13 protein-coding genes are annotated in these 13,387 nt (G+C 37.9%); all 13 read right to left on the minus strand.

Translation table 11 applies throughout. From position 1 onward, the window contains the following. Nucleotides 1-81: 81 nt before the first annotated feature. Nucleotides 82-759, minus strand: coding sequence for a rhamnogalacturonan acetylesterase (locus JDW14_09440; GenBank protein ID QQD65480.1), 678 nt, complete (start codon nt 757-759; stop codon nt 82-84). 36 nt (nt 760-795) lie between these two features. Beyond that, nucleotides 796-1,635, minus strand: coding sequence for a sugar phosphate isomerase/epimerase (locus JDW14_09445; GenBank protein QQD65481.1), 840 nt, complete (start codon nt 1,633-1,635; stop codon nt 796-798). Between the two features lie 119 nt (nt 1,636-1,754). Then, nucleotides 1,755-2,534, minus strand: coding sequence for a 2-dehydro-3-deoxy-D-gluconate 5-dehydrogenase KduD (gene kduD, locus JDW14_09450; protein ID QQD65482.1), 780 nt, complete (start codon nt 2,532-2,534; stop codon nt 1,755-1,757). Nucleotides 2,535-2,792: 258 nt separating this feature from the next. Continuing rightward, nucleotides 2,793-3,632 (minus strand): 5-dehydro-4-deoxy-D-glucuronate isomerase, encoded by an 840-nt coding sequence (kduI, locus tag JDW14_09455; GenBank protein ID QQD65483.1) that lies wholly within the window; start codon nt 3,630-3,632, stop codon nt 2,793-2,795. 28 nt (nt 3,633-3,660) lie between these two features. Continuing rightward, nucleotides 3,661-4,638: a sugar kinase gene (locus tag JDW14_09460; protein ID QQD65484.1), complete on the minus strand. Its 978-nt coding sequence runs from the start codon at nt 4,636-4,638 to the stop codon at nt 3,661-3,663. Nucleotides 4,639-4,669: 31 nt separating this feature from the next. Further along, nucleotides 4,670-5,305, minus strand: coding sequence for a bifunctional 2-keto-4-hydroxyglutarate aldolase/2-keto-3-deoxy-6-phosphogluconate aldolase (locus JDW14_09465; protein ID QQD65485.1), 636 nt, complete (start codon nt 5,303-5,305; stop codon nt 4,670-4,672). Between the two features lie 352 nt (nt 5,306-5,657). Beyond that, nucleotides 5,658-7,445: a beta-hexosaminidase gene (locus JDW14_09470; GenBank protein ID QQD65486.1), complete on the minus strand. Its 1,788-nt coding sequence runs from the start codon at nt 7,443-7,445 to the stop codon at nt 5,658-5,660. 9 nt (nt 7,446-7,454) lie between these two features. Continuing rightward, on the minus strand, nt 7,455-8,255 hold the full coding sequence (locus JDW14_09475) for an HAD family hydrolase (GenBank protein QQD65487.1): 801 nt from the start codon (nt 8,253-8,255) through the stop codon (nt 7,455-7,457). A gap of 188 nt (nt 8,256-8,443) precedes the next feature. Next, nucleotides 8,444-9,283, minus strand: a complete 840-nt coding sequence (locus JDW14_09480; protein QQD65488.1) for an SDR family oxidoreductase — start codon at nt 9,281-9,283, stop codon at nt 8,444-8,446. A gap of 130 nt (nt 9,284-9,413) precedes the next feature. Continuing rightward, complete coding sequence (locus JDW14_09485) at nt 9,414-10,508, minus strand: mannonate dehydratase (protein QQD65489.1); 1,095 nt, start codon at nt 10,506-10,508, stop codon at nt 9,414-9,416. A gap of 32 nt (nt 10,509-10,540) precedes the next feature. Further along, nucleotides 10,541-11,935, minus strand: coding sequence for a glucuronate isomerase (gene uxaC / locus JDW14_09490; protein ID QQD65490.1), 1,395 nt, complete (start codon nt 11,933-11,935; stop codon nt 10,541-10,543). Further along, nucleotides 11,928-12,560, minus strand: a complete 633-nt coding sequence (eda, locus tag JDW14_09495; GenBank protein QQD65491.1) for a bifunctional 4-hydroxy-2-oxoglutarate aldolase/2-dehydro-3-deoxy-phosphogluconate aldolase — start codon at nt 12,558-12,560, stop codon at nt 11,928-11,930. Before eda ends, uxaC begins: the two co-directional genes overlap by 8 nt. A gap of 113 nt (nt 12,561-12,673) precedes the next feature. Further along, complete coding sequence (locus JDW14_09500) at nt 12,674-13,384, minus strand: FadR family transcriptional regulator (GenBank protein ID QQD65492.1); 711 nt, start codon at nt 13,382-13,384, stop codon at nt 12,674-12,676. Nucleotides 13,385-13,387: the final 3 nt, after the last annotated feature.

Genomic DNA, 13,387 nt, shown 5'->3' on the forward strand with positions numbered 1-13,387 from the left:
GGTTACCATCTCTTTAAATGAAATTGTTTAAATTGAAAACCTTTTTCGTAAACCTACCAGCACTTGCCACTTCCTTCGTTATTAATAAGGTAGATATATATCCTTACCTAATTCTGTTTGTTTTAATAGTTTTGCAATTTCATATGCGTAAGTCCACGCTCCTAATGGCGAAAAATGCGTATTATCTTCAATTCCCTCTGGATAATTTGGATGTTCACCCGCTTTAATATGCAAATGTAATTTTTTTGACTCTTGGTCACCTATTTTTTTTAATAAAGCTTCTGAAAAACGATTGATATCCAATAATAGAACATCTTCATCTTGAGCTACTTTCCTCATAACATTTGGATAGGGACCAATATTATTTTCTACTAAAGTCCCATTTTCAAACATTCTTCTTGATATTGATGTTAATAGAATCGGCGTTGCGTTATGCTTTCTAGCCATATTAATGTACTTCACTAAATTTTCAGGGTATTCACTTGTTGGATCGGTATATCTCATTTCGTCATCTATTTTACCGTCATTATGACCAAATTGAATCAATAAATAATCGCCCGCTTCAATTTCTTTATCAATTTTGTCGAATAAACCGTCTGTAATAAACGATTTAGTACTCCGCCCATTGACAGCATAATCTCTCAATTCAATTCTATTCGATAACATAAAGCGAAAGGCCTCTCCCCATCCAGTCTCAGGATAAGCTTGTTTTTCCTTTATAGATGCTGTCGAATCTCCTGCTATAAATATTTTTCTCATATCTATCCACCTCAGTTTCTTGCTATTTTTACTCAATTAAACTTTTTCATACTCAGATTGGATATATTTCAAACTCTCGACCAAGTTAACTTCTTTTGTTTCTTCCATACTAATTTGAATCAGCGGACGTTGATATTTCGCATAAGCCAAAATTGGTTTAATGTCCATAATACCTTGTCCTAATGGGACAAATTTCACTTTATCATCTTCAATGACATAATCTTTTAAATGAAATACCGCTACACGATTTCCTAACTTTTCAATAGCTTCATTAGTTATTAAAACTTGATTTTGATGTGTCTTAGTTGTCAGCAGATTTACCGGATCTAAAATAAGTTGTAAATGTTGCGATGGGATACTCTTTAACAATTTTTCTGTTTTTTCAATATTATGCAAGGGATGATTGACTCCAGGCTCAATACCAACAGTTATTCCCCATTTTTCAGCTTCATTGACCATGCGTTTAACCGATGCCAACATACGTTCAAACGATTCCTCTTTATAATTTTCTAATGTATAACCATTACCCACTGAGCCAGTTTCTGTTCCAACCAATGTAGCACCAAAATTTTTTGCTAATCTTAATGCAGTAAAATACTTAGATAATTCTTCTTCCTTAATTTCATCGTCCAAGTGAACTATATTGATATAACAACCCAATACAGAAATATCTACTTCATTACGTTCTAATTGATGTCGTATATGATTTGCAAAGCCCGGTGACAACGAATTATGATTTTTTAATTCAGTTCCAAACTGTTTAAATGGAGCTAATTGCGCATGTTTTAATCCGTATCCTCGCATCATTTTTACTACTGTTTCAAATTCCCCATCTCTCATATCATGTGCTCTAATACCTAAATTTAATGGAAACATTTTACATCCTCCTCAAATTATAATTAAAGAGAGGCTGTCCACTTTTTCAGCCTCTCTTTTCACTCATTCGAAATAGCTAGAATAAGTCACTATTTGTAATCTTTCTTTACAGCATCCTACTAACGAACTAACCAACCGCCATCAACAGCTAAAATGTGACCATTCACGTAATCTGACGCACGACTTGCTAAGAATACAATAGCTCCCATTAATTCATGCGGTTCTGCCCAATGCCCTGCTGGAATACGGTCTAAGATTTCTTTATTACGTACTACATTCTCACGAATTGGAGCTGTATTAGCTGTCTTAATATAACCTGGTGCAATAGCATTTACTTGAATATTTAATGCACCTAATTCATTCGCAAAAGCTTTTGTAATTCCTGCTACTGCATGTTTACTTGCTGTATACGGTGGAACAAATTTTCCTCCTTGGAACGCTAACATAGAAGCCACATTAATAATTTTACCTGATTTTTGTTCAGCCATTACTTTTGCTACTGCATGGCTTAAATAGTAAGATGCATTCAAGTTAATATCCATTACGGCACGCCAATCTTCATCTTTATATTCTAATAATGGTGCACGACGGATAGTCCCTGCGTTATTTACTAATACATCAATTTTTCCATATACATCTAAACATTCTTTAACCACAGCATCTGCAGCACCTTCAGCGGTTAAATCAATTTGGAAAAAGTGTACTTTACGCCCTTTTGCCTCAATTAATTCACGAGTAGTCTCCCAATCTTTATCATAAGTTGTAATGAATAAATCGGCTCCTGACTCCGCAAATGCAACAGCATACGCTTGTCCTAGTCCAGTGTTGCCTCCTGTTACGATAATTACTTTACCGTCTAAATCAAAAAAGTTTCTAGAATATTGATTTAATTCTGACATATTTTTCCTCTCCTTATTCTGGTTCGTTTGGGCTGCCTCACCTCCACTTCGCAAAATCCCTCTGTGTGTTTCACACACGTCTGGATTTCGCTCCAGTGGTCCGAGGCAAATCACCCGCACTCACACCATGTTTTATTCTGGTTCGTTTGGGCTGCCTCACCTCCACTTCACAAAATCCCTCTGTGTATTTCACACACGATTAGATTTTTCCCAGTGGTTCGAAGCAGAACCCCACCCTAACACTATATTTTATAGTAACTATTTCAAATCCTTCATATCAACAAAGTCCATATCATCATAGGTGATATTTTCACCACACATAGCCCAAATAAAACTATAATTACTTGTCGCAACCCCTGAATGAATTGACCAACTTGGACTTATTGCTGCTTGCTCAGAAGACATTACTAAATGCTTGGTTTCGTCTGGTTTACCCATAAAATGGAATACACGAGTATCTTCCGCCATATCAAAGTATAAATATGTCTCCATACGACGTTCATGAGTATGACAAGGCATTGTATTCCATGAACTTCCTTCTTGTAAAATTGTATATCCCATTTGTAATTGACAACTTTCACAAATATTTGGGTGAATGTATTGGAATATTTTACGTTTATTTAATGTGATATCTTCTCCTGTTTCACGTGGTGTAATATCATCAATTGAGATTTTTACATTTGGATGTTTATGATGCGCTGGTACAGAAACCACATAAAACTTAGCCGGTTTTTTTACATCAGCAGACTCAAATACAACATTTTTTGTTTCTTTACCAATATAATATCCATCTTGCTTCTTCATCGATTCTTTTTGACCGTCAATAGTAATATAACCATCACCGCCGATATTAATCACACCTAATTCACGACGTTCTAGGAAGTAAGAAACACCTAATTCAGCAGATAAAATAATTTCTAAAGGTTCATTTGTCGGTGTTACCCCTCCAAAAATTTGTCGGTCATCATGCGTGTAAGTTAATTTCACTTCTCCGGGGACAAAAATTTCCTCTACTAAAAATTCACGACGTAATGCTTCCGTTGAATAATGACGAATATCCTCTGGTGAATGTGAATAACGTGTCTCATAAGTTGTCATAAAAAATCTCTCCTCTTTTATTAATATATTACCGAACAATATTCCCGCCGCTTGAACGGATAAATTGTTCAATTTGTTGCTCAGAAAAACGGTTGACATCTCCAAAAACAGTATGTTTTAATACAGAAGCTCCAACAGCAAAATCTACTAACACTTGGGCCGGACGACCTTTAATAATGCCATCCAGTATGGCAGCTGCGTAAGCATCTCCCGCACCTATACGATCATTAGCAAATTGAATTTTATATTGTTTGGAATGCGTCAATTCCAGTTGTTTTGCATCATAATAAAAGCCCGTTAAATCATATTGATTGGGCGTAATCGATATCCGATTAGTGCCATAAATCACCTTAACATTTGGATACTTTTGCGCTATTTGTGCCAAAAATGCTTCTGGATGACTATGTGTTTCAATATCAATGTCCATAAAATAGTTTGCATCTAAGCGATTGGCAGATAATATATCCACATACGGCAACACTTTTTGAAAGACAGCTTTAGCCTCAGCTTGCGTCCATAATTTCTGACGATAATTCATGTCAAAACTTACTATAATGCCTTTTTTATGTGCATACTGTATTAATTTAACTAAATACTCATGCCAAAACTTGCTTAATCCTAGAGTAATCCCTGTCGTATGAAAATGTGTGACACCCTTAAACAATGCCTCCATATCCCATATTGGTTCATCTAATATCGCAATAGCAGAAAATGCACGGTCATACAATACTGAGCTCGCACGTAAATCTGACCCTACTTCCACAAAATAACTTCCTAAACGACCTGTCTCAGTTTGTTTAATTTGTGAAGTATCAACACCAAAACTACGCATTTGCAAATAAATATTTTCTGCTAATTCATTATTAGGAATGACGGTTGCATAGCGAACATCATGATCTAGTTGGCTTAAATTGACAGCAACATTGGCTTCAGCGCCGCCAAATGTCACATCAAGACGGTTCAAAAAACGTAAACGTTCACTACTTGTTGTGGATAACCGTAACAAACTCTCTCCCAGTGATAAGACTTTGGTCAAATTATTCACCTCTAATTTCTTTTAATCTATCCATATATTGTTTAGCTAAAGCAGTTAGACCATCAAAATCGTCGCCTTCAACTTTGCTTAATGCGCCGCCAACACCTACCGCCACGGCTCCTGCTTTTAGCCATTTATCCATGTTTTCTAAATTAACACCACCTGTCGGCATCACATTTACTTGCGGTAATGGCGCTTTCACTGCTTTAATATAATCCGGTCCTACCAAACTGCCTGGGAATACCTTGATAATATCTACACCATATTGTAATGCAATCGTCATTTCTGTCATTGAAACACAGCCTGGTAAATACGGGATACGGTATAAATTACATAATTTAGCAGTCTCAACATCAAACGCAGGACTGACAATAAAATCTGCCCCTGCCAAAATTGCAATGCGTGCTGAAATTGCATCTAAAACAGTCCCAACACCTAATAGAGTATCTGGTAATTCTATCTTCAATTGACGTAGTACTTGATCAACATTTGGCGTGGAGAACGTCAATTCAATGGCCTCTACCCCGCCTTTTATAATCGCATGCACCATTTTATTTGCTAATATTTCATTTTCAGCTCGTAAAACAGCGATGACACCTGCTTGCATTAATCGTGATAATGTTTTTTCTTTACTCATATATTACTAACCTTTCTTATTTGGAAAATAACTTTCTAAAAGAGAAATATTTGTCTTTAGTATACTTCAACGAAAGCGTTATTTCAAGATATTCACCAATTATCCTAATAATCATTTTCTCATTATCTTCCCTGCACTCGATTTATTTACTATTGCTTACACGAATGTTGGTTAATAATAATCAACGTCAACCGATTAATAAATCTGGATTTTGACAATGAGCATTCAATTCAACTAATTCCAACGTATTGCATAAAATTTAAACAGACTAACATACCCACCATAAAAAAATAAAACTAAACAGCTTTATCAACTGTCTAGTCTTAAAAAATAGTATCCTTTTACGAAACGATTACTTACGCCAAATATGTGTATCAATCAAGCCACAGTAAGCATCAACTGGTGATACACCTGTAAATTCTGAGCGCCCAGCTAATTTTTCTACTAATGCAGCCATCGTACTCGGCATACCATCATAGGCATTAATATACGTCCCTACTTGTGGCATATCCGCTAATGCAAATGGATGGTTTACGGATACAACGATGGTTGGCACTTCATGAACATAAAACGGTTGGTCTGGAGTCCCTTTTGCCGCTGGCCAAATAATTCGTTGCGTTGTCCCACCAGAGTTAACATCGACTAGGTTGATAATTAAATCGTAACTATCAGTAATTTGAGCGATTGGACGCTTGGAAGCATAAACATTTTGAATTGCACGAGGACGTTCTTCCTCCGGCAGTTTTTTAATGCGCTCCTCTGTGTTCTCCCAAATTGATACTTCATGTCCTGCTTGTTCTAATAACTCTTTTAAGGTATCAGCCGCGCGTTTCTTACCTGAATTAATCATCGCACCAAATCCACCCTTATAGCCTTCTACTTCTACTAATAAGATACGTTTGTAGCGTTCTGGTGTCACCGGGAAGATGCCTTCTTGTTTTGCTTTAACCAATGTAATGGCTGTATCTGCAACTTCAGCTGCAACTACTTTTGCTTCTTCTGTGCCAATTAATTTCAGTGCTTCTTCTTTTGGTAACATTATTTCTTCGCGACGACCTTCGAATTGGTGAAGTCCAAGTTTAGCTTTTAAACCGAGTGTCCGACGCAATGCGTCATGCAGACGTTCATCAGATAGTAAGCCTTTTTCATACCCTTCTTTCATCCAATTCAAGTCTTCATCTGGATCATTGAAGAATAAGAAGAGGTCACATCCTGCTTCGATGGCTGTCGGTAATAATTCACGCCGTGGTAATGAAGCGGTCATTGCCACCATATGGGAAGCGTCCGTTACAATCGCTCCATTATAACCTAGCTCGCCACGTAATAACTCATCCAATAGTGTTTTGTTTAATGAAGCTGGTAGCATATCATCCAGTTCACGTTCAGGATGCATTTCTTTTTCAACATTAGGTAAATGAATATGACCAGCCATAATCCCTGGTAGACCCGCCTTCGCCATTTCACCATATATACGGCCAAAACTTTCCATCCATTCTTCCTTATTCATTGGATTTGATGCGTAAGAAAGATGATGGTCGCGTTCGTCAATCCCATCACCTGGAAAATGTTTCGCAAATGGCACGATGCCATGCTCCATGATACCACGCATATATTCCTTAGATAGATTTAAGACTTGCTCAACGTCAGCTCCCCAAGTACGGTTGGCAATAATTGGGTTGCGCCAATTACGACTAAGGTCCATAATCGGTGCAAATGACGCATTACATCCTACTGCAGATGCTTCAATTCCAGCTAAACGACCTAATTCATAGGCATACTTAGGATTATTGGTTGCTGCAATTTTAACTTCATCGCCAATTTTCGTTCCATCGGTCACAGCACCATTACCACCTGATTCAGTGTTTGCTGCAATAATCAATGGAATCTTAGACTTAGTCTGTAAAATATAGTTCTGTTCCCACACATCAGCAGCAGGTCCCGGAGCATAGCGAACCGCACCAATTTTGTAATCATTCAATACACCCGTTAAGTATTCTTCCGTACGTTGACTGCCCATATTAACAAATAACTGTCCAATTTTTTCATCTAAAGTCATATTTGCAATTGTCTCTTCAACCCATGCAATCGCTTTGTCATCCAAGTTATAGGGTGTTTTTCTTAAATCAACTAAATGTGCCATCTCATTCCCTCACAATTCTAAATTATTCCAAAATGCCGTTACTAATATTTCTTGATTGGTTTTAGTAAAAGTTTCATTTACAAATTTCTCAGCGACTGTTTCACGTAAATCTGTCCAAGACTCTACTTCTCGATTCACTAAAATTGGATAAAATGCCGTCCCATTTTGTTTTGCAGCATCGAAATCTCCCGGTGAATCACCTACCATCATAATGCGCTCTGGCGCATATCCGTTATGAATCAGTTCTGCGATTACATCTTCTTTCTTACCTTTATCTTGACAATACATTTCATCAATGTGATTGTACAATCCTTGTTCTACCCACTCTTCTTCGACAGCTTCCCGATTGGCTGAACTAACGACATAGACTCTTCCCAATTCATGTAGGGTTTTTAATCCTTCTAATACACCTGAAAACGCTAGGCTATCCCCTGTATAACCTTTAATCTGGCGATTCACTTCGTTGGACCAATCCAACGCTTTTTGTAAATCATCAGCCGGATGTTCTGCCAAAGCTTTTTCTAATGAAACATTTGACAAAGAAGTTGTCGTCTCAACCCATTGCTTAAGGTTATCAATTCCCTGAATTCCTGCAAAATCAAGGCACATCACTAACGCGACAAAACGGTTAACACCACGAGTTTTAGAGTATAAATTCACACGATTCCACTCCGTAAGGAAAATCTCTTTATCTGTTATTTCAAAAACATCTGCTGCAATCGGACCAAAAAACAACTCGTGCTTATAGGTCATCGTGTCCATTGCACACCCATCTGAGTCCACACAGAATACAAATTCATTATTTAGCATCGGAGTCTCCTCCCTAAAATCATCTGATGATTTAATTATATAAAAGCGATTTACATTTGTCAATCTATATTATATCCATAATTCATCTGATGTAATGTTTTCTCATAATTTATCTTTCTGCCATTCGCCAATACAAAAAAGGCTGGCAATGACTCACCAACCTTAACTGTTTTTGTTAATAGCGACGATTAAACACCTGAATAAGCTGAGAAGCCACCATCAATTGGTAACACCACTCCATTAACGAAACTTGCTAAATTTTCATCCGCAAGGAAGAATAGTCCACCTACCAATTCTTCTGCTTCACCAAAACGTCCCATCGGTGTATTGCGTAAAATTTTCTCCGCACGAGCTGATGGACTACCATCTTCATTGAACAACAACGCACGGTTTTGATTACTCACTAAGAAACCAGGTGCAATCGCATTACAACGAATACCTACTTGTGAAAAATGAACTGCTAACCATTGGGTAAAGTTAGAAATTGCTGCTTTTGCTCCAGAATAAGCTGGAATTTTCGTCAATGGTGTATAAGCATTCATTGATGAAATATTAATAATATTCGCACCAGTACGACCAATCATGTCTTTAGCAAAGACTTGTGTTGGTAATAATGTGCCTAAATAGTTAAGATTGAACACAAACTCGATACCTGATTTATCCAAGTCAAAGAATGTTTTGGTCTCTTCAGGAAGATTAGTTTCATGGAACTCATTATCTGTTGTCGCTTTAGGATTATTTCCTCCCGCTCCATTGACCAAGATATCTGTAGGACCAAGGTCTGCCAATACTGCTTGACGTACTTCTTCTAAATTATCTTTCTCAAGCACATTTGCTTTATATGCTTTAGCAATACAGCCTGCTGCTACAATCTCATCAGCAAACTGTTGCGCTGCTTCTTCGTTTAAATCTAACAAAGCTACTTTTGCGCCCGCTTTAGCAAATTCTTTGGCGAAAAAACCACAGAGTACCCCTCCTGCGCCTGTAATTACGACTACTTTATCTTTAAATTCTATTGTTTTTGACATGTTAAACCTCCGTATTCTGGTGTGCTCAGGCTGACTCGGCGTCCACTTTAAAAACTTCTTCTGTGCGTTATCCGCACGTCGTCAGCTTCCTCCAGTGGCTCAAGAAAGATCAACCTCGCCCTCACTATTACTATTCGTTACCTACCGTTTTTTCTTTTGTGCCAAAATTTGGTTCTTTTCCTGCTGCTCGCATATTTGCTTCATAAAGACCATTAAAATATGTTGCCCCAAGCGCACGGTCATACAGCCCATAACCTGGTGTTTTTGTTTGGTCCCCCCAAATACGGCGTCCATGATCTGGGCGTAAGCTACCTTGCCAATCATACTCAACCAACAATTTAATGACAGCATTCATATCAATATCTCCTGCTTCAGATAAATGTGCAGTCTCTTGGAAGCCCCAATCACCCACCGTCACATTACGGGTATGCATGAAATTAATCCGATGACGTTTCAGCGCATATTCAGTAAGCGCCAGCACATCATTTTTAGGGTCAGATGCATATGAACCCACACACATTGTAATTCCATTATATTCAGAATCATAAATATTTAAGAAACGTTCAACCGCTTCTTGACCAGTAATAATACGTGGTAATCCAAAGATTCCATATGGCGGATCATCAGGATGAATCGCCATCTTCACTCCAGCTGCCTCAGCTGTCGGCATAATTGCTTTAATGAAATATTCTAAGTTCTCCCATAAATCTTCTTCTGAAATATTTTCACGATAATTTTCGATAATTGCTTTCATTTCCTCTTTTGAATAAGATGAATCCCATCCTGGCAAGTTCAAATCATCCGCAACAGGATCAACCCCTTCTAAATCCGACTTAAGAAATGCCAGCGAGGTTGTTCCATCAGGTAATGAACGATTTAAGTCTGAACGCGTCCAATCAAATACCGGCATAAAATTATAACAAACAACCGGAATTCCTGCTTTACCCACATTGGTAATGGATGTTTTATAATTTTCAATCAACTCATCACGATTAGGTTTACCTTGTTTGATGTCCTCGTGAACAGGAATTGACTCAATAACAGTGATTTCTAATCCTGCTGATTCAACCATCTTTTTCAACTCAAGTATATTTTCTAACGGCCATGCTTGCCCCACCGGAACATCGTAAACAGCCGTAACAATTCCTTGCATACCAGGAATAGCTTTAATTTCTTCTAAACTGACGGGATCCTTTTTCCCGTACCAGCGAAATGACATTTTCATAAATTTAATACCATACTTTCTTATTTTTTTATTTAATTAAAATAGCGGACGGCATTACCATACGAGATAGCTTTAGCTACTGCACCAAGTGCATCATAATCTTCTGGAACTTCACCATCAACCATCCATTGACCGAGATAATTCGCTAAGATTCTACGGAAATAATCGTGTCGTTGATAAGACAAAAAACTACGCGAATCCGTTAGCATCCCAATAAAGTTCGCTAAAATACCTTGCTCTGCCAGTGCGTTCATCTGACTAATCATACCGAGTTTGGTATCAGCAAACCACCAGCCTGCACCAAATTGTAGATAGCCGGCGATACCTGCATCATTCGCTTGGAAGTTTTGCAATGTATTCGCAACTACAATATTATAAGCCGGATTGAGATTGTACCAAACCATTTTAGGTAAGCTATCTTTTTGCACCAGATTATCTAAAAGTCGGTTCATATTGATGGCTAAGCGAGTTTGGTCACCCATTGAATCAATACCAATATCCGCTCCAAGTTGTTGATATAATATCGAGTGATTGTTCCGCAACGCACCAAAATGCACTTGTGTCACAAAACCATATTGTTTATATAATCGACATAGTTCAGCAAATACAGCTGTTTGCCATTGATTTATTTCTTGTTGATTCGGCTCATATCCTTCAATTACTTTATTTAACAATTCATCCAATAATGCTTTATCCACTTGTTCAAACACAATTTCTGTAAAACTAATATCTGACGCCTTACACCCATGTTTAGCAAAATAGGCAATACGTTGTTCAAGCGCAGACATAAAATCAGTAAAATCAGTCACTTTTTTGCCAGTCACTGCTGATAAACGGGTCATAAAGTTTTTGAAATTAACATGTTCAATAAAGGCTTCATCTGGTCTAAACGTCGGTGCCACCACCGTTTCAAAGCTGTTATCTGCCGCTAACTTTTCATGCCATTCAAGACTATCCAATGGAGAATCTGTTGTGCCGATAAATGCAACTTTACTCGCCTTAATTAATTTACGCGGACTAATTTGGTACTCCACTAAATATGCATTAAGTTGGTGGTATAATTCTTCAGCATTTGCTGCCGTTAACGGTTCCTCTATACCAAAAACATTTTTCAACTCCATCGCAGACCAATGATAAACGGGATTACCGTAAGATTTCTCAAGTGTTCGAGCAAATGCCTTAAACTTATCCAACTTTGATGCGGAACCAGTTATTTCATTTTCAGCTATACCATTGGCACGCATCAAACGCCATTTATAATGGTCGCCGCCTAACCACAAATCTACAATGTTATCATATACCTCATCTTCAAAAATCTCTTGAGGGTTTAAATGGCAATGATAATCAAAGATTGGTTCTTCTTTAATCTGCTCATACAATTTCTTTGCCGGCTCATTATTGAGCATAAAGTTTTTATCATTAAACATTTGGTTCATCTCCTGCTGCTTTGACAAATGCTTCAGCTATTTCAGTGACACTATTATATCCATCAGTCGCTACTTTACTTGCTAAAGCTGAACCGATACCCACTGCGCATGCTCCTGCCTTTTTCCATGCTGCAACATTGTCTAACGATACGCCACCTGACGGCATCAAATTCACTTCTGGGATTGGACCATGAATATCTTTTATAAATCCTGGTCCCAAAACTCCTCCTGGAAACAGTTTAATAACAGGACACCCTGCCTCACTAGCCGTCACGATTTCCGTTGCCGTTGCACACCCAGGGAAGTACAAATTTTCGTGCACTTTAGCCACTATTTGTATATCTTGTGAAAAATGCGGACTCACCAAAAATTTCGCCCCCGCTGCTATCGCTTGTTCAGCCAATTCTGTATTCATCACGGTTCCAGCGCCGATAACAACTGATGAATCATCTGCAAATTCTTCTGACAACTGCGCTATCACCTTCGTCGCATTCGGTGTTGAAAATGTAATCTCAATATTTCGAATACCACCTTTAATCGCGTGACGAGCGATTTCTATCGCATCTTGCTCATCTTTTCCGCGAATGACTGCAAAGAAATAATTTTTTTGTAACTGTTCTAACATATCCATCCTCCATCAGTAAGCGTCATCATTTTATTTTATTATACAATTCATCTGATGAATTGTCAATGGTATTGCACTGAAAAAACAGGACTGTTTCGCCCTGTTTTTAATTATTATTTTCGTAATCCATGCGTTGGAATGTGTTTATTCGACCAGTCTGCAATAACTGTCTGTCTAACTTCAAGCACATGCCCCAACATACTATCATAAGCTGCAATTGGATGACGGTTTTGTACTGCATAAAGAATATTTCGATGTGCCTTCAAACTCGACTCAGTCATCCGATGACTCGCATAATCTTCATTAATCAGACGAATCGAGTCATTAATGATTGGCGCTAAGCTGGTCATAGCAATATTGCCACTCATCTCAGCAAGCATCGTATGAAATTTCACATCAAGTTCTTGGTGTTTGCCATCATTTAACTCAAATGATTTTTCAATTGCAATCACAACTTCTTCTAATTTTTCAATATCTTCATCTGTCGCAAATTGCGCAGCTCTCTCAGCAATACGCGGCTCCAATAGATAACGTAATTCAAATAAATCAGTAGTTAATTTAAGGCGATCTTTTACTAATGTAAAGCCGAGCGGATCTTCTGCAATCCCCTTCTTACTACTAATATACGTACCTGAACCTTGACGGACTTCTAAAATATTTCTACCTGCTAAAATTCTTACTGCTTCCCGAACTGTTGAACGTCCTACTTCCAAAACCTCAGCCAAATCGTATTCATTAGGTAGTTTTTCGCCAACTTCCATATTATTATCAATAATATATTGCCAAAGACGCTCCGCAGCTTGCTCAACACGTGGTTTTGCCATAGT

The organism is Aerococcaceae bacterium zg-252, from assembly GCA_016237705.1.
In the GTDB taxonomy this organism is placed as follows: Bacteria; Bacillota; Bacilli; order Lactobacillales; family Aerococcaceae; genus Globicatella; species Globicatella yangjingiae.

Excerpts from the sequence above, each read along its gene's own strand:
- JDW14_09440 (QQD65480.1), bottom strand. The coding sequence starts at position 759 with ATGAGAAAAATATTTATAGCAGGAGATTCGACAGCATCTATAAAGGAA.
- JDW14_09445 (QQD65481.1), bottom strand. The coding sequence starts at position 1,635 with ATGTTTCCATTAAATTTAGGTATTAGAGCACATGATATGAGAGATGGG.
- kduD (QQD65482.1), bottom strand. The coding sequence starts at position 2,534 with ATGTCAGAATTAAATCAATATTCTAGAAACTTTTTTGATTTAGACGGT.
- kduI (QQD65483.1), bottom strand. The coding sequence starts at position 3,632 with ATGACAACTTATGAGACACGTTATTCACATTCACCAGAGGATATTCGT.
- JDW14_09465 (QQD65485.1), bottom strand. The coding sequence starts at position 5,305 with ATGAGTAAAGAAAAAACATTATCACGATTAATGCAAGCAGGTGTCATC.
- JDW14_09470 (QQD65486.1), bottom strand. The coding sequence starts at position 7,445 with ATGGCACATTTAGTTGATTTAAGAAAAACACCCTATAACTTGGATGAC.
- JDW14_09475 (QQD65487.1), bottom strand. The coding sequence starts at position 8,255 with ATGCTAAATAATGAATTTGTATTCTGTGTGGACTCAGATGGGTGTGCA.
- JDW14_09480 (QQD65488.1), bottom strand. The coding sequence starts at position 9,283 with ATGTCAAAAACAATAGAATTTAAAGATAAAGTAGTCGTAATTACAGGC.
- JDW14_09485 (QQD65489.1), bottom strand. The coding sequence starts at position 10,508 with ATGAAAATGTCATTTCGCTGGTACGGGAAAAAGGATCCCGTCAGTTTA.
- uxaC (QQD65490.1), bottom strand. The coding sequence starts at position 11,935 with ATGTTTAATGATAAAAACTTTATGCTCAATAATGAGCCGGCAAAGAAA.
- eda (QQD65491.1), bottom strand. The coding sequence starts at position 12,560 with ATGTTAGAACAGTTACAAAAAAATTATTTCTTTGCAGTCATTCGCGGA.
- JDW14_09500 (QQD65492.1), bottom strand. The coding sequence starts at position 13,384 with ATGGCAAAACCACGTGTTGAGCAAGCTGCGGAGCGTCTTTGGCAATAT.